Source organism: Flammeovirga sp. MY04, from assembly GCF_001682195.2.
Taxonomy (GTDB): domain Bacteria; phylum Bacteroidota; class Bacteroidia; order Cytophagales; family Flammeovirgaceae; genus Flammeovirga; species Flammeovirga yaeyamensis.
Map to the genome: position 1 here is coordinate 3,107,501 of NZ_CP003560.2, position 25,215 is coordinate 3,132,715.

Consider the following 25,215-nt stretch of genomic DNA (forward strand, 5'->3'; position numbering starts at 1 on the left):
GCAATTGTTTTAATCGTTTTAAAAATTGCACATCCACTTCTTCAATGTTTTCCTGAAAATGTAATTGCTTCACATCCGTATTTTTTTGTTGAGATAAATCCAGAATTAAAGATCTAACTCCTTTTTCTATATCGTCTGATTTAGTAATCTCTTTTAATTGTTCTATCAATTTATCTTGGACAGTTTGTCTACGAATGTTATCCAATAAAACGACATCAAGGTTATCTTGTTTGTTAGCCAAAGTGTGTTCTAACGATTTCTGATCTTTACGTATTTTCTTATATCGATCAGCTAGGGCAAACGACATCAAAAGGACTTCAGAAATAATAGCAATAATGTAAAAGTTCTTGTTGAAATATGTCGGGTCTAAGATACCATATAAAACAAATGCCTGACTTATGATACCTAAAAAATAAACCGTCCAACCCATTAGATAGAATTTGGCTACTTTATTTCCTTTTCTATAGGAAATTACTCCAGTCATAAAAGCAAAAACACAATATACTGTTGTTACAGTGGTTAAAGTATAATAGGTAATCTGATAACCCATTTGTTGAAGTACGAAAATACTTAGGAATGATATTAGGTCAACCCCCATTAGGGCAATCATAATATGATAGAAAAGGCGGTTGGTCTTTTTTAAGTTTAAGAATTTGATACAAAACCAACAAGACACTACGCTTGCAAGACAAATATTTAGGGTAATGATCAAATAGATATAACTACTTGATACATTCATGAATTTCTGACTGAAAAAACCTTCTAATGATAGAAGACTAAACATGATAATTAAACCATGCAAAGCATAATAAGCATACATGGAATCTTTCAGGTTAATACCTAAAAATAAATTGTAGAGTACGATTACTAAAAATAGGCCCAATAATAAGCCATGTTTTATATTCTGATAGTAATCCCCTTTTTCTAATTGTCCTCTATTTGTAATAGAAAGCTCGTATAGATGACTAAAATTGGATTTTATCTTGAGGAAAAAGACATTTTCCCCCTTTTGTAGCTGTACTGGCAAATAATAGCCAGACGGATGAGTATCTGAATTTTCTACTTTTATTCCCACCAATTGTTTGTACCAAACTCCTTCCTCTTGTTTATAAAAAGAGAGGCTATCCGTCAGTGTTTTTTCTATCTTGAAAAACTGATTTGGCATTTCGGAATTGGAATACACTTTTACCTTCATCCAAACAGGATGAACATTATACCCAATGTTGAGATAATCCAATGATATATCTTGGAAGGGTATATTCGATCTTTTATCAAATGAATATTCATCATTAAGATCGACAGCATAAGAAAGTTCTAATTTAAGTTTATCCGTAGCGTAAGTATCAAAAATTAGAAGTAAAGTAGCAAAGAAGAATAAAGTGCGTAAACGCATAGAAGTTTAACCGTTTTATAATTTAATCGTGTGTTACAAGAACACATTATTGATGTTAGTGTGATGTAATTTGATTTACAATTTCTTTACCAACAAAGATAAAATATTAGTATAGTACAATTTGTTGATGAAAATTCAATAAATCATTTTTTAAAACAACTATATACTGACCTGTAGGTATAGTTGTTGGGAATTCTATTAATTCTAATCCCACGTCGTCTTTAGTCCATTGATATTGATATATAATTTTCCCCTCTAAAGTATATAAAAACATAGTATTACGGCCTATAGCCTCAACTTTCAATTTATTTCCTTTCTGAAGTTTTGTCGGGTATAATTTCAGATGATTATTCCCTCCTTTAATAAAAATATGTTCAAAATATTCGGTGGTACCATCGAAATCTACTTGTTTTAATCTGTAAAAAGTATCATTTCCGTTGAAGTCAATAGAATAAGTATAATCTAATCTAAAATTACTGTTTGATTGTTTTGAAGAGATCTTACTTACTTCATTCCAACTTCTTCCATCATATGATTGTTCGATAGCGTAATAGTCATTGTTTATTTCCATAGCACTTGCCCAATTAAAAATTACTTTCTGATATTGTAATCTTGCCTCAAAAAATATTAACTCAATGGGTAAGTCACCCAAATCATTATCAATATTAATATCCTCAACCGTTTGAATCGAAGACATTCTGCTTGATGAATTTGTATATACGGTAGTTGTGTCCGTAATGTTATCAACAAAAGAAATTTTTAGTACTCGGCTTTTAGAAAGGTACTCCATCATTGTACCTCTTTCATTTGAATTTATATGATCCGTCTTTCCATCATTATTTTTATGATAGGTAACTAATTTATCTTTTACCGTATTGTCCAATACTTGCCATTTTATACCTCTAAGTAAGGTTTGAAGCTGGGCTATGTCGGTTATAGGATTACCAGTTTGATCTGGAATTATGATCTCATTCTGATTAAAATCGGTACAAGTCACTTTAAGAAATTTATTTCCCCAACCATTGGCAGAATTTATCACTACATTCATTAAAGGAGTAGATGATATTTCATTAGTATTCAACTTTTCGTCATTAACGGTCGTATTCTGCCACAAATCAATATTGATATTCGAATCTGCCAAATCCAAAGAAGCAGTTCCGAAAGGAGAAACCCCAACATTTACCGAACTAAAGTCGCCTGGAGCTCCAACAGTAGTTAAAGAACCTCCAATAAAAATATTCTGAGGATACGTACCTCCATCATAAGTTGAATAATCGAAACTTGCATTACCACCAACAGCGAACATGCCGTTTTCTCCAACATTTAAATCAAGATCTCCTCCATCACCAGGTCCCCTGCCATCGTTGGTCCAATTTCCAGTGACAATAAAAGTCCCAAAAATATCTAAATCCGTATCTTCTCCTATATCAACATTTCCAATTATTTTTAATGTGGAACCAGCGGCTACGTATATTTCTACCGCGTTATAATTTGCATTATTTTCTACCGCTCCTCTAAGATTCAATGTATTTCCACCAATATCTAAAATTACGGTTGCTCCATTTGATACAGTTAAGGTTTGAGAAGTAGAGGCCGTATAAGTGATATCAGATACTGCTGTGGAAGAAGTATAATCTGACGTAATATTATCATTAGTAAAATTGGTAATGTTTTGATGATAAGTATGCGATTGCGCTTTAGCAAAAGATACTAACAGTAGAGAGAATAAAAAGATGAAGATGGATTTCATAGTATCATTCGTTAATTATTTGGTTCTGGGTGTTTTAGTAAGTCCTTAATTTTCCGTAACGATAAATCAACATCAAATGATATTTCTATAGAGATTCTAAAAGTGATTATAAGTTTGAGTATGCTTTAATTTTGATGAAATTATTGATACATATACAATAACATTACATGCCTATTTATCAGTAATCAACTTATTATTTGATAAAAAGTAGAGGTATTCTACGTTTTTGGGTATTGCATTACATAAGTATTCAAATATGAAGATATAGAAAGTGTTCATCAAAAAAATGACAAAAAAATACCCGCAACTTATGTTACGGGTAGAAGTGATAATGATGAAAACACTAAGGTTTTTTCATAAATTATCAAAATTAATATATTTCTTCAGAAGCGAGATACTGACCAAAACGCTCCATCTTCTTAACCATATTGTTTACCCACTTTACTGTCTTTATGTCCTCTAATGAAGTTCCTGCATCAAAGTATCCTGTGAGTAATACCATTGCGTAGACAAAATCGGAAGTGCTAATTTTTTGTTTCACCCAAAGTACCACTAAAGCCACACTTGTCATTTGGAAATGCTCCAATAACATATCAACAGCCATGGTTTCTTTCAGGTTGAAATCGTTGACTAAATCTTGAATTCGTTGAGCAATATGATCAGGAAGTTTATCCTCATCATTCATTTCCTCCACGCTTTCTGCATAATTAAGTGGTAGATTGATATAATCTTCTCCGAAAAAGTCGCGAACGGCTTTTACTGCTGCATACTCTTCTCCTCCGTCTGCTTGTAATCTGAAAGCTCTATCCCATTGCATTACCTCAGTAACATCTAACTCGTACTCTTCTTCGTCTTCTAATTTTAAAGCTGTAAGAGAACTTAAGTTACAATAGATATAACTGCGTTGAGGAATAAAGTTTTCGTCTTCATCGTACATGTCCCCTTTCCTAAAGTCGTTCAGTAACATTTTTGCTACGTCTTCGGCTACCGGTAAAATTGGGTCGCCAGAATGATTCAATAATGGAACATTTTCATCAGCAGAAACCAAAATTGCATGGTCCCCATCTATTCTTTGCAGCTTATACATAATTAATACGTTTCTAATTTGATACAAAGAAAGCGAATTATTATGGTGATGATGAACAATCAAAGCAAAAAAAACTAAAGCATAAAAATAAAAGCCAACAGTAAAATACTATTGGCTTTTATATCGTGAATTAAACCTATGTTTTATGAGTAAAACTAATTATGCTAATGATGCCTCTGTGGACATCAATTTATTTTTAATCTTGTCTTCAAAAGCTGATAAAGCTGCTTTGGAACCTTCGCCCATCGCAATTACAATTTGTTTGTAAGGAACAATAGAAACATCACCTGCTGCATAAACTCCTGCTTGAGATGTTCTGTTGTGTGCATCGATTTCGATTTCACCCATTCTATTGGTCTCTACGATATCTTTGAAAGCATCACTATTGGCTTTTAATCCGATTTGTACGAATACACCATCTGTAGTGATTGACTTAATTTCTTCTGATACTCGGTCTTGATACTGCAATGCGGTTACTTGCTTACCATCACCGATTACTTCTTTTGTTGCCGCGTTAGTGATTATGTTTACATTAGGTAATTCATTTACCTTATCTTGAAGTACTTGATCACCTTTCAACGTATCCATGAACTCCAAAACTGTCACTTCTGATGCGATGCTTGATAAATCAATCGCCGCCTCTAAACCAGAGTTACCGCCTCCGACAACAACCACTTTTTTACCTTTAAAGTAAGGAGCATCACAGTGCGTACAGAAAGCCACACCAGATCCGATGTATTCTGTTTCGCCAGGTACACCTAATTTTCTCCAACTAGCACCCGTCGCAATAACTAATGCAGGAGCAGTAATGACTTCGTTCATAGAAGTAGTGATTTTCTTGTAACCATCTACCACTTCTACATTTTCTACCCATCTGTTCTCCAAGATATCAATAGGGTAATCTTTTAAGTGATTGTACAGATTGGCTGTCAATTCTGCACCAGTAGTTTTTGTAATCGAGATCATATTTTCGATACCTACAGTTTCTTTCACCTGACCACCAATAGTACCAGCAACCACTGCTACTTTAAATCCTTTTCTAGCAGAATACACCGCAGAAGATACACCGGCAGGTCCACCACCTACAACAACAACATCATATTCTTTCTCTATTGCTTCGATGTTTTCTGTTGATGTTTCTACTAACTCCTCTAATTTTCCTAGTAACTCTCCTAAAGAAGATCTACCAACGTGGAATTGCTCTCCATTCACTAAAACAGTAGGTACTGCTTGAATACCCAATTGCTCTACTTCTTCTTGATTAATTCCGCCATCTATAATTTGATGTGTAATATTTGGGTTGTTCATCGACATTACATTCAGTGCTTGTACTACTTCTGGGCAGTTTGTACAAGACAATGAAATATAACTACTGATCTCTACCTTCTCGCTAATGCTTTTGATCTTATTGATGATCGCTTGATCTGGTAGATTTTTACCAATACCTTCCATGTTAAGCACAGCCAACAACAATGTTGTAAACTCATGTCCTGTCGGTACCGCTCTAAAAGTAATATTTGATGGCACTCCATCCTTTACAATATTCATCGACAATCCCTCTCCAGATTGTACATTTAGCGTTACCTTATCCGAACAGCTTGCTACGTCCTCCATTAAAGAAACCATATCGTTCTTACTTGGATGTGTATCTGCTACTGTAACTTCGAATGTATATTGACTTTTAAGATGACCGAAAAACGTAGTTACTTGTGTTTTTAATGCTTGTTCTAACATGATAATATCGATTATAAATATTTTAGATAATGGTTAATAAAAGTAGATTTAATTCTTTTAAAGTAAGGGTGTAAATTCATCTTATGTAGGAACGTTACATTATAACGTCCCTACGATAAGATTAAGTTGTATATTTTTGGATTAGATCAAACCAACTAAATCGATGCTTGGTTTTAATGTCTCGTTACCTTCTTTCCATTTTGCAGGACAAACCTCAGCTGGATTCTCTGCTACAAACTGTAACGCTTTTAATTTTCTTAGTAACTCCTCAGCATTTCTACCAACGTTACCTGCTACTACTTCGTAAGAAACGATCTCACCTTCTGGATTCACGATGAATGTACCTCTTTCAGCCATTCCGTCTTCCTCGATCATTACATCAAAACCTCTTGAAAGAACTCCTGTTGGATCTGCCAACATTGGGTAGTTGATTTTCTTGATTGTTTCTGAAGTATCGTGCCATGCTTTGTGAACAAAGTGTGTATCTGTAGATACTGAGAAAATCTCTGTGTTTGTTGCTTTAAACTCTTCGTATAAGTTGGCTAAGTCTTCCAATTCAGTTGGACAAACAAAAGTAAAGTCTGCTGGGTAGAAGAAGAAGATTGACCATTTGCCTAATACATCTTCTTTAGTTACTGTTTGAAATTCGTTGTTGTTGAAAGATTGTACTTTGAAGTCTACGATTTGTTTTCCGATTTGTGACATAGTATATATATTTTTGTTTTATGTTTTTTAAATTTTAATTCCCTTTCGAATTATTGATGATACAAACTTACGGCGAATATCATTATAAGTCAAAGTGATAAAATTTATATCGATATAAGATTTGATTATAATCTATATATCTTTATCCAATAATGTTTCATTTGGGCCCGGCAATGAACGGGTTTATGCGATAAACCCATGCAATGGTGTACGGGCGTATCGCATACGCCCCCCTTCCACGATCTGCTTTAAACGAAAAAAAGCACCCTTCGAAAAAGAGTGCTTAAGTTTGTGTGTAAATTTTGATCGACTAGATTAAACCTACTAAATCGATGCTAGGTTTTAAAGTTTCGTTACCTTCTTTCCACTTTGCAGGGCAAACTTCTGCAGGGTTTTCAGCAACAAACTGTAAAGCTTTTAATTTTCTTAGTAACTCCTCAGCATTTCTACCAACGTTACCTGCTACTACTTCGTAAGAAACGATTTCACCTTCTGGGTTCACGATGAATGTACCTCTTTCAGCTAAACCATCTTCTTCGATCATTACGTCGAAACCTCTTGAAAGAACTCCTGTTGGATCTGCCAACATTGGGTAGTTGATTTTCTTGATAGTTTCTGAAGTATCATGCCACGCTTTGTGAACGAAGTGAGTATCTGTAGATACTGAATATACTTCTGTACCTGTAGCTTTAAACTCTTCGTAAAGGTTAGCTAAATCTTCCAACTCTGTAGGACAAACGAAAGTGAAGTCAGCAGGGTAAAAGAAGAAGATAGACCATTTACCTAAAACGTCTTCTTTAGTTACTGTTTGGAATTCGTTATTGTTAAAAGATTGTACTTTAAAGTCTACGATTTGTTTTCCGATTTGTGACATAGTTTAATTTTTTATGATTGATATGTTTTAATTCGATTTTGATGTCACAAACTTACGGTGGGCCTCCAGATAAATCAAATTGATAATGTTTATACCCCTATAGTGAGAATTTATAGTGCTGAATCCTTACTACATTAACTATTTGATACTGTTCTAGATAATGAGAATAAAATTTAGTTTCTAAACTGCGATGGAGAAACCCCTTCCCTTTTTTTAAATATCCTCGTAAAATATAAAGGATCATTATAACCAATTTCGTAGGCTATTTCATTGATGGGTAAATCGGTTTTACTTAATAACTCTTTTGCTTTATTGATTCTTTGGGTAGTAAAATATTTTGATGGTGTTTCATTAAATACTTTTTGGAACTCCCTTTTAAAAGATGACAAGCTTAAATGACAAAGTTTGGCTAATTCTTCTAAAGTAAGATTAGAAAAAGTATGTAACTCAATCACATTTTTTAGTTGTACTGTTCGAGGAGAGTATAAATCATGAATCAATTCTAGAACAGATGTCACATTATTCGTCTGTATCAATAGTAAAATCAATTCCTTGATCTTTAATTCTAATAAATCCTCATTAACCAGTGATGGATTAGTAAAATAAAAATCTAATGAATCGATAAACCTTGAAATAATAGTTTCATCTTCTATCAATTTTGTTGGAGGATTAGATACCGTTTTTTCGATAATTTTAGGTAGCTCATTTATATATAACTTCTTGAGTAATTCTGGATATAAATGAACAGCAATCACTTCAACTGTACCTTGATTTTGTTCTCCTAAAAACTCTAAGAAATAAGTATCGCATTTTAATAGTACAGCTTCTTTTTTCTTCACCTCCAAATTGTCTTGAGGAGAATGTAATTTAATAGAAGCATCTTTCATATATATGAAACAACCTTCATTTTGAAACACTCTTTCTTTAGTAAATGGAACTTTGATAATCGCCTTTTCTATCAAAGTTCTTCCATTGTATTCAAATTTTATTGTTCCGTCCATTTTCATAATGGGAATATACCCATCATTTTGTAAAAGTTAAATCCGATAACGTTGAAATAATACGATTGGGTTGATATTCCCAAGGGTCTAAAATACTTTCTTTAGATCGCTGAACCCAAATAGATTGCAAACCAAAAGCTTTCGCTCCTAACACATCAAATGGATTACTCGAGATCAAATAGGTGAACTCTTTTACTGAAGAAGTCACCTCTAACACATATTGATAAACAGTAGGAGATGGTTTAAAAACCTGCTTTTCTTCTACACTTATCATTCCATCAAAATGATCTACTAATCCCGCGTTTATCAATAATCCTTTGATCGCTTCTTTACTTCCATTAGAAAAAGCATACAACTGATGTCCTTCAGATCTTAATCTCTCCAGATTCTTTTTTACATCATCAAAAGCAGGTAAAACTTTATACTCTTCCATCAAAGCAGTTTTTTGATGTTCTTCCAAATCTACTTTATAAAATAAGCAAGCATACTCTAAAGCTTGTTTTGTACATACTGAGAAATCTACATAATTGTTCATGGCTGCTCTTCGGAAAGAGTATTCCAACTGTTTCATTCTCCAAAGTTGATTAAACCCCTCCGCCTTTTCACCTATCAGTTTTTGTAAAGAATCAAAAACTCCTGATGTGTTTATTAATGTTCCGTATATGTCGAATGTTAATGTCATAATAAATGGATTAAAAAAGGGATGATAAATGAATACCATCCCAATAAAACAAAAACAATTATTTCTCCCACTTAAATGGTTCGAAAACTTTGTCTAATGGTGTTTTAGCTACGTGATTTGTGTAATTACTAATTGTTTTTTGAGCCATTCCTAAGATGACATCTAATACACTTCTCTGTGTATAACCCGCATTATAAAAAGCCTCTAAAGTCGCATCACTTACAAATCCTCTTTCTCTAGTCATTGCCAAAGTAAATACTCTTAATGCTTCTAATTTATCAGTTGGTAGTGGTGTTTGATTCCTTAAAGCATCAGTAATTGCTGGATCAACTTTCATAGAATGTGCTATTGCTGTATGTGCAGGTACACAATAATGACAATTGTTTTCAACATTAAGCGTTTGCCACACTACCGTTAATTCATCTTTATCGAATGACGATTGTGTAAATAAGTTGTGCAATTCATTATAAGCATGTAATAATTGAGGCGACTCGGCTAATGTAGCTGTTAAATTAGGTAAGTAACCATATGCTTTTTTCTTTGCTTCTAATTCTGATTTACTTTTTTCAGGAGCTGTTTCGATGGTGTGAATTGTGAAATTTTTCATGATCTTTTTTTATTTTGAATGTATGATTTAGAGTCTCCAAAATTTTCAAAATGGAGTCCGATTAATTTATTACTAATTGATATTGATTTATGCTTTTACTTCTTTTCTGTTATGCACCTTAAGATTGATAGATGCTGATAATAATAGTAACAGTGCTAATACTGGTGGTCTAAATTCAAATGGTAAAACTTCTGTTGGAACTTCGGGAACTGCATGCACATATAAAGCCACTAACATAATTGGGAAGACCATAATATTGACGAAGTAAAACAATCTTTGTCGAATCTCAGGCTTCATTTTATTGTAAAAGAATAATAAGATGATGGCTAAAAATCCTACCACTAACTCACTCGTTTGTCCAACAACGAATGATAATTTAGGAAATGGTAGTTGAGCCATCTTAATTTGAGTAGCAAAATTATATGAGAATTTATCTGTGAATTTTTCTAACCCTGGAAGGAATAAAAATAATGCTATAAATGCTGTTGTAATTTTTTCTATCTTTTTCATCATCATATTGTTTTTGTTTTTTGATGTTACAAATATGGGGGATGAAAAAAAGAAGTAAATGGACAAAAAGTTCAAGGATATGGACTTTTATTCATATCTCAATTATTATACTTTTTTATTGCTAAAAACTAAAAAAGACATCCTTTCGAATGTCTTTTATCTATAAATTGATGTATACTAAATATACTCTTCCGTCACCTCCTTTATAAACTGATGCAACGTATTCCTCGTTGTATGATCAATACCAATCACCGCCCCTTTCCATTGTTCTTGTACAATCCACTCGCCCATACTAAGTGATGATAATTGGGTGTAATCAATGCTATGTCCATTCAATCCATAGGCGGAATAATAGAAATAAGGGGCTTCGAGAATACTGTCTTTCATTGCGAGGCCAAAACCTACACCAACATTGGGCGTTGCCTCAACATAAATTCCGGTATCAAAGTGATGTGGCCAAATACGAATCTCTCCCTCTACTTGTAAGTGATTCAATACATCATAACAGATTTCTGAGGCCAAAGCACGATAGGTCATCCATAAATACATATCATTCTGATTGAACTTTGTATAAGGAGTGGATAAAAAATCATACACTGGAATTTCATAATGCAGTGGGGCAATGAACTCTGAAAAACTGAGGTTCCATTCCTTCAAGGTGGTTTCCCAAGCATTTTCGATTTCTACTTGTGTCTTACCTATCGTTTCTAACGAAAATAAAGAACTCCAATTCTCAGAATATAAATGGAACGTCTGAGAAGGAACATGGAAACCCATGATCACTTTACCTTTTTCTATTGTTACCCAACGACCAACGACACGTTCTCCCACAATATCAAATTGAAGGTTGGTATGACTATCGTCTGCCTTTTTAGGGACAAAAGCTCGATTAAACTTTGCGATAACCTGACAAAGTTGATGGATGTGTTGATCAAGAATATTGTATACCTGCATATCTGATTCCGGTTAATTGGTGCATTTCGTATGATATGGTCGATAAATCTGAAAAGTTGAATTCCTGGAATGAAGCATGTCCACAACTTCTTGCCACCACTTTCATCAAGTCGGTACTTGATTGGAAGAAAGTCGCCAATTGTTTGGCTGATTTATCAATTAATAATCTACTTCTGAGATTTTCTTTTTGAGTGGCAATTCCGACAGGACAGTTATTTGTGCCACAAGCCCTCATTCCTAAACATCCGATAGCTTGTAAAGCTGAGTTAGAAACCGCAATAGCATCTGCTCCTAACATCATCGCTTTAGCAAAATCTTCGGGCACTCTTAATCCACCAGTAATGACCAATGTAACATCAGTTCTCCCTACTTTTTCCAAGAAACGCTTTGCTCTAACCAATGCGGGAATGGTCGGTACATTAATGTTATCTCTCAAAATAGATGGGGCCGAACCTGTTCCTCCTCCTCTTCCATCTAATATGATATAATCTACGCCAACCTTTAAAGCAAACTCAATATCTTCCTCAATGCGGCTTGCTGCAATCTTAAAACCTATAGGGATTCCATCTGTTTTTTCTCTCACCTCATCGGCAAACTTTTTAAAGTCTTCCGCTGTAAATAAATCTGGAAATGCTGCTGGAGAAATGGCTGTTTCTCCCTCATTCAAACCTCGAACTTCTGCAATTTCTTTTGTGACTTTATTCCCCGGAAGGTGTCCCCCTGTTCCTGTTTTTGCTCCTTGCCCCCCTTTAAAATGAAAGGCCTGTGCTTTCTTCACTTTCCCCCAAGAGAAGCCGAATTTCCCTGAAGCCAGCTCATAAAAATATTTCGTATTGTTCGCTTGCTCATCGGGTAACATTCCTCCTTCACCGGAACAAATGCCTGTCCCTGCCATCTCTGCTCCTTTGGATAAGGCCACTTTTGCTTCATAAGAAAGTGCACCGAAACTCATATCAGAAACAAACATTGGAAGATCCAACTTCAATGGCTTTTTCGCATTTTTTCCGATGATAACTTCCGTTGATACTTCTTCGTGATCTAATAAAGGACGTATGGATAACTGTGCAGGAAGAAATTGAATGTCCTCCCATTTAGGAAGCTTATTTCTATCCACACCCATACTTGTTGATGGGCCATGGTGACCATAATTTTTCAATCCATTTTTTGATAACTCCTTGATATAAGAAGTATATGGCTCGGTTTCTTCAGGATGCGTATCCATATACAAACCTTGATACTCCTCCCGATTAAACGGTTGAGGATGCTCCTTTAAGAACGCATTTACTTGGTCTTCTTCTACACAAACAAATCCATCGATCACTTCTGAAGTAAACTTGTGCAAAGCTTCCGCATTATTGTACTCAGAAACTCCAGTATCTATGCGGTAATCCCAATTGTGAACTCCACAAATAAGATTATCGCCCTGTACAAATCCATCTGACATAAGTGCTCCTCTATGCAAGCATCTACCATACAATACAGAAACATTATCATCGTATTTCACAACGACGAGATCTAGTCCATTTAAAATAGCATAATGAGGTTCTCGATCAGAAAGTTGATCGAAAGGAATGAGTTGTTTTTGGGCCATACTTGGGTATAAATTAATTGTAATGATTGTTCAATAAGTTAATCAAATAATTTGATTAAACACATCAATTACAATCAATTGACCTATAAAAATACGTTAGTCACTCTTGGCTTGTGATTCATATGTCCCGAGAAAGTATCATCTTCTACCATTTGAAGAAGATCTACTTTATCAATAGTTATCGTTTCAGATCCATACATCATTCCTTGCTTATCCAGATCTTTCACTTTAGAGTCTGTTTGATCTAATTTATAGCTTCCGATTGTTTTCATTTTTGGAAGATAAAAAATAACTGCCTGATCTTTCACTTCTTTAATCTTCATGATGGATTCTTCATTTTCCATTGGAAAGTCATCAAATACATAATAATATCCGGGTTTTGGATTGTTGGTCCATTCCTTTTTGTCACTATCACGAACCATAATGTTACAAGTGGCCACTAATCCGATTAAAGAGACGATGATGATTGTTGGTAAGCTTTTCTTTAATTTTTCGAGCATAGTTAAAAACGTTAGTTGAAGAATTTTAGTTCATTAAAAATAAATATGTAATACATCAAATCCAAAGATTAAATGCGTAATGGTAACATAGAGCTAAACAATCTCTTTCAAGACTTCTATGATTTTGTTTTCGATGTTTGGTTCACTATCAGAATGTCCTCCTTCCACAAAATAAGGGGTTACATTTTTAAGGTGATGTACATATTCCTTTGCTAATGCCATAGGACAAATCGCATCTTCCTCTCCATGAATTAATGTAATAGGAATATTTTCCAACCGATCTATTTGATGTAAAATATAATCCTCCTCTAAAAAGCAGTTATTCGATAAATAATGAGCACCCATTCTAGCAAAACTTTGATAAGGAAAACTCTTAATAATCGGATCTATCTCCTGTTCACTAATCCCTTTTTTGAACACAGAAATTTCGTATCGAACCCATTCGTAAGCAAAAATGTCTTGTTCTTCTTCTGAGCCCTCAACCAATTTAGATAAATAATAATTGGGTACTTCTTGATGATATTCCTTTGGAACCAATCGAATAAAACGTTCCCATTCCTTCGCATAACTTTCTGATAAACCACCATTGACATAATGACTAATTGCTTTCTGGTTGCCAGCAAAAAAAGCTCGCAATATCAAACGATCTACTTTATTAGGATATCGAATCGCAAAAACGGTGGCTAAAGTAGTCCCCCAAGAGGCTCCAAAAAGAATGGCTTTTTCTATTTCCAAATGATCCATCAATAGATGAATATCTTCTACTAGGTCGTCTGTCGTATTTTCTTCAATACAACCGAAGGGTTTACTTCTTGCACTTCCTCTCTGATCATAAAATATGACTCTATGCTGATCGAAATCGAAGAAACGTTTATCCATTTCGGTAAATCCTGCACCTGGCCCTCCATGAAGATATATTATTGGAATAGCATTTCTGTTACCAAGATCTTCGTAATATAAAGTATGGATTGATGAGACTTTAAGATAGTTAGTTTGCATGTTGTTAGTTCTATTCTACTCCTCTCCCGATTCAATAAACGTTTTCCTTGCTACATTGCCAATTGCATTTGTAGAAACACTATCGAAAGTTCCTCCAATAATTCCTCCTACCAAAGGAATAGCTTTACCCAAATTTATTGCTCCTTTTTCACCAAACTTAGTTACTAGCTTAAAACCTACTTTCTGATTAATGGCCACAATAGTTTTTTCTGATATACTATTAATCATATTGGTAGTTACTTTTTTGCCAATCACTATACCAATATCTTTGAGAATATCTTTTGCACCATTTCCTGCCATGCATAGATAAACTAATGTTTTAACTTTATCGTCTCTTAAATCAAAACCTCCCATATGTGCAATTGCCGCAATCATTCTAATCTGAACATAAATAACACTTGCCACGTTTGCAGGAATAGCAACAGGTAATGTGATTAATCCACCTAAACTTGTTAAAAAACCACTTGTTCCTGCTTTAGATATTTGCCATCGGATCAAAGAGTTTGCATTGGTCACTAAATCTTTTCCGTTGTCCATATAGTCTCGGGCCATTTCTTCGGCGGAGTCAAATCCAGAAAAACCATTCACTGCTTTTTCATACCCATAATCCATCACTTTCATGATCATTCCTGAACTTACTTTCTTCTTTTCTGTCATTTTTTAGTCTATTTTTCAAAGGTTGCTTACTTAAAAGTATATTCATTAACAACGAAATACAAATTAAATTTAAACGAACTTTAGAAATTCAATTGTTCTTTACTGATAATAAAAAAATCACAAGTATTAAACTAGCAACATATCTCTCAACACTGAAATAAGCTCGATGCTTTTTAGGTGAATCTTTTCCTAAAATTAACTTATAACACCGTACTCGTTAAAGATATGTAATAGAAAATCATCCCTAACTATTTATGGTAGTTTATACACTATATTTAAGTGCTTAATCAGAAAGATTCTAAAAGCTTAACTAATGAAATGATTTTAAATTACTAAATAATGATTCCTAAATGATGAAATGCATTAACCTAACAATCATCCTAAATTTAATTGTGTTACTCGGTTTTTCTCAAACACAGAAAAAGCCAACAACTTCTTTCGACGAAATAGCCATTGATGCTCAATTAATGAATTCGGGCTATTCTAAAAGTACTTCTGGAAAAGATTTCGCCTACCAATCGGTTATTGGAGGGAATACCAAATGTTTAATTGCTCGAGCCAATGATACGATCGAATGGGAAGCAAAAGCCGTCACCAAAAACAATGGGTTCTATGAATTCCTATGGTTAGCAGCTATTGATGTAGCCGTACCTGCCCCTCAATTTACATTAAAGGTAAATGGGCAATCTGTGTTTACTTTTAAACAAGACATTAAAACAAGTTGGAACATCGATGGTACAGACGGAAGTCGCCTTACATTTTATGTACAAAAACTCGATATGCACGAAGATGCACATGGTTATATGTACTTAAAAGTACCAGAAAACTTAATTACGTCTGATGTGGTTTCTTTAGCTATTGAAGGTGATAAATCTGGTTCTCATTCTTGGTTTATGACATTTAAAGAGACGACTATTCCAACAGATATTTACGGGAAAGCTGTAAAAGAGATGAAAGGGGAAGTTTCTTTTATTACTGATGCTGCTAAAGTAAAAGCACAGGTTTCTTTATCAAAAAGTTATACACAAAAGAAGGTTCAATTCATTATTAAAGGGCAAACATTTGATATCGCATCAAAAAATCTCCCTTTTGAAGGTACTATCGATTTACCGTTCTCCACTAACGAACTTAATGGAGAGACTTTTAAAGTGTTATCATCAAATAATACTTTGATTGCAGAAGGACAATTTGGTCAAAACGATGAATATGCAAGTGTTCGACCAAATGACAATACATATATCACTTATCTGAATCAACTAAAAGGAGATACGTTTACCTCTGAGTTTACTATCAAATATGCTCCAAAAATGGTGGAGAATGTGGTGAAAGTTTCTCAATTAAATATGACGGAGGGTACTGTCGCTTTAATGAATAGTTCTCATCAAGATATTGCTTGGATGGACACTCCTGAAAAGTGTATTGTAGAAAGAGATACGATGTTGATTACACCGATTATTAACGATGCACTAAAACTCGACGAATATAGTTTTGATATCGAAGATGCTTTAATGATTCAAGAGTATATTGAAAGACACCCTGAAAGTAAGGAGAAAATTGTTCAGTTATTAAATGAAGAAAAAATCTCTGTAGGTGCTTCTTATACTCAGCCTTATGAGGAAATGTACTCAGGAGAATCTTTATCCCGTCAGTTTATACACGGTAAAAAATACCTTGCTGAGTTATTGGATGGATACAATGCCGACACGTATTGGAATATGGATGTTCCGGGTAGAACGCTGCAAATGCCTCAAATAATGGCCAAATCGGGTGTAAATAAATTGGTGATCAGCCGTCAGGAAAAAGGTATTTTTAAATGGGAAGCGCCTAATGGTGATGATATTATTGTATTCTCATTAGATCACTATTCATTGGATTTTCTAGGGTTAAATCAAACACTCGAAATTGCAACAAATCATGTAGCTGAAAAGAGTTTAGAGTGGACGAAGGACTATAATTCAAAAGATAGATCAAATGCAATCATTCCTATTTTATCGGATTGGGATATGAGTCCGGCAAAGGATTATACGGCGATTACCACATTCTGGAATCAGATCAAGTTTATTGAACAACCAGGAGTAAATCGTAAAGCATGTGTACTTCCAAAAATTAAATTGATGACGACGGATAAGTTTGTGGACCTCATTTATGCGAACTCCGAAAACCTTAAAACTATCAAAGGTGAAAGACCAAATTTATGGGTGTACATTCATGGACCATCACATCAAAAAGCTGTTTTGTTAAGTCGAACTGCTGATAAAAGATTGGTTGGGGCAGAGAAAATTTCTGCTTTCCATCAACTCATTGATGCCTCTTCGGTCAACTATCCACAAAAAGAATTGTACCAAGCATGGGAAAATAAAATCTATCCTGACCATGGTTGGGGTGGTAAAAATGGAGACATTACCGATGCTGTTTTTAAGGAAAAGTACAATGATGCTTTACATGTAGCTGATGCTATTAATACGGATCAGGCAAAACAAATTGCAGGTCATATCAACTTTAAAAAGAAAGGGATTCCAATGGTTATTTTTAACCACTTGAACTGGAATTACGATAATATCATTGAAAAGGAAGTAGTATTTAACGAAAATGAAATCAAGCACTTCTCAATGATAGATGCCGATGGTAAACCGGTTAAATCGCAATTAACTGAGGTGGAAAGATACAACAATGGTTATCTAAAATCTGCCAAAGTTCATTTCGTTGGTCAGGTACCTGCTTTAGGTTATACCTCTTATTTCGTGGTAGAAGGAATAGAAAATCATGCTAACGCTGATGCTGACATTAAAAAGATAGAGACTGATTATTATAGCATCTCTTTGGGGAATGGAGGCATCGAAAGCTTAATCAAAAAATCGAATAACGAAGAGTTAATTGATCACACTAATTTCTTAGGTGGTGAAGTTTTCTTCCTTACTTCTGAAGGAAATGGTGCAGGTGAGTTCGTCAAAGTTCAACATCCTACATTAGAAGACTTCGAGCAACTTAAGGATAAAAATATCAACTGGACCATAAGTAATAAAGGCAATATTTTTACGGACTATTCTTTCCGTCACAAATTAGGTGATGGTGTTGTGGAAGAAACAATTAGGGTGTATCAATCCCTAGAAAAAATTGATTTTGAAATTGATGTAAAAAATTGGGAAGGTACTATGTACAGAGAATACAGAGTGGCATTCCCTGTAAACAACTCGATGAAAACGGTGGAGTATCAAGTGCCTTATGGAGTATTGGAAGTAGGCAAAGATGAAGCTGCGGGTGCTGCCGGTGGTAGTGCACAAGGTAGTTACACAACTCCTAACAAGGATATTCATCCTAGAGGTATTGAAAACTGGATCGCTGCAAAATCAGATAATTCTTCTTTAGTGGTCACTTCTTCTGTGGCTGCCGCCGATTATTATGATGTTTTGGATAAGGAGAAAATCACACTTCAACCTATCTTATTTGCATCGAGACACAGCTGTCACTGGGAAGGTAATCCTTATCCTCAAACGGGGAATCATAACTTTAAATTCTCTTTGAGTACTGGTGATGCCGATAGAATAACGGATAACCAAAACGGTATTGAGAACTCAGAACAACTTGAAGTAGTTTTCAGACCTCAGACGCTTCGTAAACCAAGCTTGAAGGCTACTCAACAATTTATCTCTATGGATAATGAGAATATTGTCGTGACTGCCATCAAAAAAGCAGAAGATAGTGATGCCTTGATTATTCGTTTTTACAACGTAAGCGATCAAGAAGAAACGGTGAATATTGATTTTCAACAAACCGTAAAATCAGCATTTACAACAACTATCTTAGAAGAGGATATCGATACATTAGAAGTTGACAAAAATAAGGTAAAAGTGAATACTGAAGCCTTTGGGATTACAACGATGAAAATCAATTTCTAAGGGTATTTATTGATAAATCTTGTATCAAAGCCCAGGGATTAATCCCTGGGCTTTTGATACAAGGTTCTATGGAATGATGAGACATCTATTTTTTGATAAAACGACTCGTAAACACATCGCCACTACCCGTCGTCACTCTCAACAAATAAGTACCTGATTTTAAATCAGACACTGAGATATTGGAAACAGATTTTCCGTTTTTTGCAGAAATCACTTTTAATAATTGTCCATTTACGTTAAGTACTTCTACCTTTTGGATATCATTTAAGCTTTGTTCTATTACCATTTTAAGCGTTCCTTCAACAGGGTTAGGATACACTTTTAAAGCACTCGATTTTGTATTGATTTCATCCACACTCGTTACATTTTCTGTGACAGTAATACCTGAAATCTCATCCGTTACTTTTTCAAAGCTTCCTTTTTCTGGAGTGAACTCAATATAGATTTTATAATCGTCTGATGGAGGAATATCTGCATCCATTTTGATGTATCGTGTTAGCGTTCGTTGGCCAATACGTTCTGTTCTCACCTCATCGATCATCACGTTACCGTCTTTATCACGTAATTCGATTTTTAGTGTACCGTTCTCATACGTTCCATAAGAGAATTCTACTTCTACTTCTGTAGCATTACCTTCAATTTCTGTAGGAACAGTTAATAATTTGATGGCTGGTTCAATAGGTTCTTCCACATTAAAATACACGACAGGATCAATAGAAACCGCTTCTGGATCTTTCCAATCGTATCCTTGACGATGCATATACACTTTGTAGAAATAATTAGCGGCAGCCGGAGTTGCAGAAGGCATACTTACATTAATTGTAGCTACACCACTACCCCCCTCAACATTCATATTACCACTTCCAAACCAACTACCATCAGGCTTTCTGATTTCTATATTGATTTTACACGGCTCATCAGCTTCGTATTTTACATTGATAGGGTAAGATGTTTTCCCTGGCGCTAAAGAAGTTGGAATTTCATCGTCCCATAATTTTTTCTCTAGCGGTTTCTCTACTACATCAAAAGTTGATGATGTTGTTTTTAGAACTGAGTTACCATCTTTAATCTCATAAACTACTTTGTAACCTGTATCGATAGCTAATTCTGCATCTAAATTAAATTCAGTAAACAATGATTTCACACCTTGAGCAACATCGTATGTTTTTTCTGCTAAAATAGTATTCGATGGATCGTATAAAGTCACCGTTACTTTTCTATTTGTTGATGCTGAATAAATCAAGGTAGTAGAAAACTGATACGAAGGATAAGCAGTGATATTTTCTTCATAGCCTTTGATATTGTCTTTATTCGAATTAAACTCTGTCTGATCAATATCAACCAATTTCCAAACTCTCACCCAATCGTACATTACTGCTCGTTGTGCTTTAGTACGAAAATCGTCTTCGAACATCCACTCTTCTGGTTTAGGATTAGTCGCATTCTTTTCATCATCATCTCCCCAATTGTAAGTTTCCATAACAATAATTACAGGCATTGGCATGAAGTAATCTCTTGTAGGAGTAATTGTACCAAAATACTTGTCGTCGTTATAGAACATGGCTGTATTGGCATCTTTCCACCACATACCCACCGTATTCTAACCTAGAGGTGCTGCTAAATTTGGAGGTACCACACCACTACTTGTTGTTTCGTAAGGTAAACGCTGACATGAACCGTTCTCATCAGAAAATGGTTTGGAGTGAGAGTTTACATGTTGAATATTATTGAAAGAACCATCTCCATGTTCGTTAAACGGACCAGTGTATCCCATATTTTCAATAATGTCCAACTCCGTTGCATATTTTGTATTACAATCGTCTGATGTCGTTCCTCTTGAGTTCATAAACACTCCCGATCCCATTGGGAAATCAGATGGTTTAACACGTACTTCGAAATAACCGTAAGTCTGTAAAACCTTTGTATCCATACCACCTCCTGCGAAGTGATAATCTTTTCCATTCCCACGTGGAAAACGTTCATCTTCGTAATACCACATCGGGTTCATGCTCATATAATAGTTATCCGAGTTTGGATCTTTTACAGGCTCTAGAATTCGTTTATCAAATGCGGCCGTACGACCCCAAGACTCTGCTTTATCGAACAATCTCCATTTATCTGTATTTGGACTGTTGGCATCAAATTCATCACTCATTTCATGGTTTAAAACCCACACTTTACCTGCTGGAGGGTCGGGCGGATCTGCCATTAACATTGTCGCATTAAAGCCAATTAAAAGTAGAAGTGAAGTTACTTTTCTAAAAGTAGTTGTTTGCATGGTTTCAAGTATTTGATTTGCATTTCATATGATGTAATACTAATCAACTTTCTTTATCTCTCTTTGAATTATTGATTGAAACGGTGGTTCTATAAAATTTTCCGCCCGTTTATTGATGGAGTTTTTTCTTCTTGACTGAATGTTGAATAATTATGAAAGTGGTATTTTGAGTATCAAGCATTAAGTAATTAAGATTGATAATCTGATAATAACTTATTAAATTTTTTCTGTATTGTAATTGAAATTAAGGGACATATTATAGTCAAAATTAACGAACCAATCATCCCAATTATTCCTATTACTTTTAAATCTCCCAAAAATAAATCACCCTCAAGAAAGACTCCTATTGAAATTAATATTAACCCTAAAAAACTACCATTTAAAATTCTTTTGTTTTGTTTCACCTCATTATATTGTGATGTTAAAAGTTCATTATTCAACTTAGAAACAATAATAAAATTATCATTAAATTTTAGTGCTTCTTTTCTATTAAAAAGAATAGGAAGAAATAACTCGCATAATTCAATAGTTATTAAACCAAAAATATAGTTAATTATTAAAATTGGAACTGATGTAAGTACACCCCATGTCTTTGTTTCCATTAGTGACTCAATGGAACTCCAATATTTAAACTGACTATCAGTTAAAAAAAATAATCCTAAACTTATTAAAAAACCAACACCAATAGTTCCTGTAAATTCTTCTAAAACTTTTTTCATCTTTTCAGTAGTTATCATTTTTCAGATTTGTTTAATCTGAAAATATCAATTTAAATATACTACTGATTTTTAAACTCTAAAATCTTCTAACCGATTTAATACGATTCTAATCACTCTAAATCTACTAATTTAATTTAACAACCATCAAAATTAAACTTGTTATCAATCTTTATTTTCGAATAGACTATTTGATGAATAATTTAAGGGTCATAAATACATTAAATAAATAAAAGATTCATATTAAATCTATTCGTTACCAATGAAATCAATTTTAATTCTCTTTCTCTTATCTGTTTTTAGCATGACCTATGCGCAAAAGAAACAAAAAGAGCTGAGTGCTGTTGTGGAATACCATTCTTTTTACAATGGAAAGCCAAATACAGAATATGGAAAAACTGAACTAACTTTCCATAACAATTTAGCTAAAGTAGAACGTGTTTATCCTTATGAGTTATCTGAAATGTTGAAAAGGGTGACTCAATATCAAGTACTGGATTATACTAAAAATAAAACCTACACGATTGCGGATATTCAAGGAAAACGTTTCCACTCTATTTCTGATCAATCACCACAAGGTGAAATTGAATTGACAGAAAACGACACCACTATTCTTGGGTATCAATGTGATAAGATCAAGTTCATCAGTTTCTCGAATACCATTGAAGTATGGTACACAAAAGAAGCGGATATTAAAGGAACGCCAAGCTACTTTATCAAGGATGCTTTGGTATTGAAAACCGTTAGAAATGGCTCTTCAGTACAAATGGCCACTTCGTTTAAAAAGCTGAAATCAAAAGAGACAAAAGACATGCAATTAATGCCTGAGGAATTGGGTGAGGAATTGGATGTGGTCAACTTAAGATACAAGGCACAACAAGGTGTAGTAACTACCGTTGATATTTTTGACGATGAACAAATTTCTTGGGGGAATGAAATCAAAAATCCAGAAGGTGACCATGACAACTTAACGTATCGTTTTGGTGGTGGCACTGTGATCTTAAAGAAGGTGAAACTTCCTAAGCACGATGTTCCTTGTGATGTATTCTTAGAGTTGGAACAAATGTCGAATGGCGATGCTTACGATAGAACAGGTTCTGTTTTCATGATTCGTAACACAGATAAGCCTTCGATGTTAGATGCTATGAAAAATGGTATCAAAACAGTGCCTAAGTTTACGGATAATGACGGCAAGGAATACCACGGTATGATCCCTGAAGGCGACTTTGAACCTGCGATCGAATTGATGCGTTTCTTCACTCCTTTTGGAGTCAATAAATTTAACGACAAAAGAGTTTTGGATGGACTAACTTGGGCCAACAATACGTATTATAAACAAAGTATTTCTTACTTGGAACCGATCTTAGAAGGTGAGGTTTGGATTGGCGTATTTATCGGTAACTACGATAAAGGCGGTCATAAAGTAAGCCTTAAAATGAAATACTATCCGAAAGAAAATAAGCCATCCACAGAACGAAAAGAGTATTGGGTGAAACCGATTTTCAATACGTGTAACATTTTGGAAATGGCGAGTCAGAACTACCCTACGATGTTCGGTGCAGGTGGTTTAAAAGTGGATATTTCTATTCCTGAAAATGTAAGCGATTTACACTTACACTATATCACTACTGGCCATGGTGGCTGGGGTGGTGGCGATGAGTTCAACCCTAAAGAAAACCGCATTCTAATTGATGGTCAATTGGCTTATTCTTACACTCCTTGGAGATGTGATTGTGGTACTTACCGTGAGTTGAACCCTGCCTCTGGTAACTTCTGGAATGGAGAATCGTCTTCTGATTTAGACCGTTCGGGATGGTGCCCGGGTACAGTAACCAACCCTGTACAAACACCTTTGAATATTACTTCTGGCACGCATCAGTTTGAAGTTCAGATCCCTCAAGGTGAGCCTGCAGGTGGTTATAGCTTTAGTTCTTGGTGTGTTTCTGGGGTGTTGATTGGGGAAGTGAAGTAAGGATTGCTATCCCACGATTGAAATCGTGGGTTGATGAAGTGGGGATAATATGAGGTTGAAACCTCATATTATCTTTATAAAAGAATGTCTCATAGATCCATTTTACATGGTTTTATGAGACATTCTCTTTTTATATAAGATCGAGGAACTCAATCCCTCCAATTCTTCCGTCTTTGAGTACATCAAGTACTAATGTTCCTTGCTGAAGATCCTCCAAAACAATGTTTTCATCGAATTGCCATTCTGCTCCAGCTTCATTCGCATTTTTATCAGATACCAATTGTATATAAGGCTGAAGCTCCCACTTTTTAGTGATCAATTTTTCGAGATGAAAAACCAAATCTAGCCTTTGGGGTTCTTGTTCTTTGAGGAGTTTTATCAAATGATCAATATGAAATTCTGGGGTTTCCATTGAGAGTTTATGATGGTTGATTTGCAATTTAGGGATAAATTCAATGATTACTTATCACACCTCACAAACAAAACATTATCTCCATTCCACATATCACTTTCTGGAAGAAGATGATCGTTAAATGTGATGCTACTGAAGCTTAATGATGATAACATATTGGATACATCATTTTGAGAAAAGAAGTGAGTCCAAAAACGGTAAATGTCTATATTTTCGTCTTCATCGATAATGGTGTGTTGGGATAAAATGACTTTCTCTTTTTCGTATAAAAACGACTCTGATAACGCTAGATAAGGACTGCCTTTCCAAAAGCCTTCTTTGCTTGCTTCCCAAGACTTTCCTGTTAATTTCTTCTGAAAACTTCTATCTTTTAAAACATCAAAAATAAAGGTTCCACCCGGTTTAACTGCTTGATTTATTTTAGAGAGTAAAGGCGTTCTATCCGAAGGAATTAATGCTCCAAGATCAGTATAAATGAGAATCACTAAATCGTATTCATTTTCCCCAAGATCTGCTTCTAAATAGCTTTCGTTTCTATAAGTTATGTTCAGTCCTTTTTCTTTGGCTGATGCTTTCGCATGTGCAATAGAATTTTCAGAAATATCTACACCTGTCACATCATGCCCTCTTTTAGCTAGTAATTCTGTATACAATCCTGGTCCACATCCTAAATCTAAAATCTTTAGTGGCTGATCTTCTTTCTGAGCACTCAAAATCCAGTCTACCGTCATTTCTATGGTCGACTTTTTTCGGCTGGCCAAATCGATATCTGGATTTAAATGTACTTGCAGTAACTGTTTTGAGATATAAGGATCAGTCCACATAAATGAGGTTCCTTGTTCGTATAGTTTGGGTTGTTGGGTTTGATTTATGATTTTGGTGATGTTCATCTTTAAT

22 protein-coding genes (1 of these 22 running past the window's edge) are annotated in these 25,215 nt (G+C 34.6%); 2 read left to right on the top strand and 20 right to left on the bottom strand.

What is annotated here, in order from left to right; all coding sequences use genetic code 11:
- From MY04_RS12500 to MY04_RS12570, 15 genes are all read right to left on the bottom strand, one after another.
- Positions 1-1,393: the 5' portion of a 7TM diverse intracellular signaling domain-containing protein gene (locus MY04_RS12500; RefSeq protein WP_066210092.1), read on the bottom strand. It extends 179 nt beyond the left edge of the window; 1,393 of the gene's 1,572 nt are visible here — the first part of the coding sequence; its start codon is at positions 1,391-1,393; its stop codon lies beyond the left edge, outside the window.
- A 106-nt stretch (positions 1,394-1,499) separates the two neighbouring features.
- On the bottom strand, positions 1,500-3,143 hold the full coding sequence (locus MY04_RS12505) for a hypothetical protein (protein ID WP_066210093.1): 1,644 nt from the start codon (positions 3,141-3,143) through the stop codon (positions 1,500-1,502).
- A 370-nt stretch (positions 3,144-3,513) separates the two neighbouring features.
- Entirely contained in the window at positions 3,514-4,230 is a 717-nt protein-coding gene (locus MY04_RS12510) for a hypothetical protein (protein WP_066210094.1), read from the bottom strand.
- A gap of 159 nt (positions 4,231-4,389) precedes the next feature.
- A complete protein-coding gene (gene ahpF, locus MY04_RS12515) occupies positions 4,390-5,964 on the bottom strand; it encodes an alkyl hydroperoxide reductase subunit F (RefSeq protein WP_066210095.1) in 1,575 nt (524 codons plus the stop codon).
- Between the two features lie 141 nt (positions 5,965-6,105).
- On the bottom strand, positions 6,106-6,669 hold the full coding sequence (gene ahpC / locus MY04_RS12520) for an alkyl hydroperoxide reductase subunit C (RefSeq protein ID WP_066210096.1): 564 nt from the start codon (positions 6,667-6,669) through the stop codon (positions 6,106-6,108).
- A gap of 310 nt (positions 6,670-6,979) precedes the next feature.
- On the bottom strand, positions 6,980-7,543 hold the full coding sequence (ahpC, locus tag MY04_RS12525; protein ID WP_066210097.1) for an alkyl hydroperoxide reductase subunit C: 564 nt from the start codon (positions 7,541-7,543) through the stop codon (positions 6,980-6,982).
- 173 nt (positions 7,544-7,716) lie between these two features.
- Entirely contained in the window at positions 7,717-8,544 is an 828-nt protein-coding gene (locus MY04_RS12530; RefSeq protein WP_205960473.1) for a helix-turn-helix transcriptional regulator, read from the bottom strand.
- A 22-nt stretch (positions 8,545-8,566) separates the two neighbouring features.
- Positions 8,567-9,226 (bottom strand): haloacid dehalogenase type II, encoded by a 660-nt coding sequence (locus tag MY04_RS12535; RefSeq protein ID WP_066213257.1) that lies wholly within the window; start codon positions 9,224-9,226, stop codon positions 8,567-8,569.
- A 58-nt stretch (positions 9,227-9,284) separates the two neighbouring features.
- Positions 9,285-9,833 carry a carboxymuconolactone decarboxylase family protein gene (locus MY04_RS12540; RefSeq protein ID WP_066210099.1) on the bottom strand — a complete coding sequence of 183 codons (549 nt, stop codon included), beginning with the start codon at positions 9,831-9,833 and terminating at the stop codon, positions 9,285-9,287.
- 87 nt (positions 9,834-9,920) lie between these two features.
- On the bottom strand, positions 9,921-10,343 hold the full coding sequence (locus MY04_RS12545; protein WP_158297686.1) for a hypothetical protein: 423 nt from the start codon (positions 10,341-10,343) through the stop codon (positions 9,921-9,923).
- Positions 10,344-10,520: 177 nt separating this feature from the next.
- Positions 10,521-11,297: a hypothetical protein gene (locus MY04_RS12550; protein ID WP_066210101.1), complete on the bottom strand. Its 777-nt coding sequence runs from the start codon at positions 11,295-11,297 to the stop codon at positions 10,521-10,523.
- On the bottom strand, positions 11,275-12,888 hold the full coding sequence (locus MY04_RS12555; RefSeq protein ID WP_066210102.1) for a glutamate synthase-related protein: 1,614 nt from the start codon (positions 12,886-12,888) through the stop codon (positions 11,275-11,277). The genes MY04_RS12550 and MY04_RS12555 overlap by 23 nt, the downstream gene beginning before the upstream one ends.
- Positions 12,889-12,971: 83 nt before the next feature.
- A complete protein-coding gene (locus MY04_RS12560) occupies positions 12,972-13,388 on the bottom strand; it encodes a hypothetical protein (protein WP_066210103.1) in 417 nt (138 codons plus the stop codon).
- A 93-nt stretch (positions 13,389-13,481) separates the two neighbouring features.
- Positions 13,482-14,387 (bottom strand): alpha/beta fold hydrolase, encoded by a 906-nt coding sequence (locus tag MY04_RS12565; RefSeq protein ID WP_066210104.1) that lies wholly within the window; start codon positions 14,385-14,387, stop codon positions 13,482-13,484.
- 15 nt (positions 14,388-14,402) lie between these two features.
- Positions 14,403-15,044, bottom strand: coding sequence for an EcsC family protein (locus MY04_RS12570; RefSeq protein WP_066210105.1), 642 nt, complete (start codon positions 15,042-15,044; stop codon positions 14,403-14,405).
- Between the two features lie 350 nt (positions 15,045-15,394).
- Here MY04_RS12570 and MY04_RS12575 point away from each other — a divergent pair, with 350 nt between their 5' ends.
- Positions 15,395-18,940 carry a glycosyl hydrolase-related protein gene (locus tag MY04_RS12575; RefSeq protein ID WP_066210106.1) on the top strand — a complete coding sequence of 1,182 codons (3,546 nt, stop codon included), beginning with the start codon at positions 15,395-15,397 and terminating at the stop codon, positions 18,938-18,940.
- A gap of 85 nt (positions 18,941-19,025) precedes the next feature.
- Here the strand turns inward: MY04_RS12575 and MY04_RS12580 are convergent, their stop codons facing one another.
- The 3 genes from MY04_RS12580 to MY04_RS12590 all read right to left on the bottom strand — a co-directional run bounded on the left by MY04_RS12580 (position 19,026) and on the right by MY04_RS12590 (position 21,955).
- Positions 19,026-20,528 (bottom strand): T9SS type A sorting domain-containing protein, encoded by a 1,503-nt coding sequence (locus MY04_RS12580; protein ID WP_066210107.1) that lies wholly within the window; start codon positions 20,526-20,528, stop codon positions 19,026-19,028.
- 12 nt (positions 20,529-20,540) lie between these two features.
- Complete coding sequence (locus MY04_RS12585) at positions 20,541-21,218, bottom strand: family 16 glycosylhydrolase (RefSeq protein WP_066210108.1); 678 nt, start codon at positions 21,216-21,218, stop codon at positions 20,541-20,543.
- A gap of 188 nt (positions 21,219-21,406) precedes the next feature.
- A complete protein-coding gene (locus MY04_RS12590) occupies positions 21,407-21,955 on the bottom strand; it encodes a hypothetical protein (protein ID WP_066210109.1) in 549 nt (182 codons plus the stop codon).
- A 241-nt stretch (positions 21,956-22,196) separates the two neighbouring features.
- Between MY04_RS12590 and MY04_RS12595 the strand changes: the two genes are divergently transcribed.
- A complete protein-coding gene (locus MY04_RS12595; RefSeq protein ID WP_066210110.1) occupies positions 22,197-23,906 on the top strand; it encodes a PNGase F N-terminal domain-containing protein in 1,710 nt (569 codons plus the stop codon).
- Positions 23,907-24,036: 130 nt separating this feature from the next.
- Here the strand turns inward: MY04_RS12595 and MY04_RS12600 are convergent, their stop codons facing one another.
- On the bottom strand, positions 24,037-24,318 hold the full coding sequence (locus tag MY04_RS12600; protein ID WP_066210111.1) for a hypothetical protein: 282 nt from the start codon (positions 24,316-24,318) through the stop codon (positions 24,037-24,039).
- Between the two features lie 47 nt (positions 24,319-24,365).
- Positions 24,366-25,208: a class I SAM-dependent methyltransferase gene (locus MY04_RS12605; RefSeq protein ID WP_066210112.1), complete on the bottom strand. Its 843-nt coding sequence runs from the start codon at positions 25,206-25,208 to the stop codon at positions 24,366-24,368.
- Between the last annotated feature and the right edge of the window lie 7 nt (positions 25,209-25,215).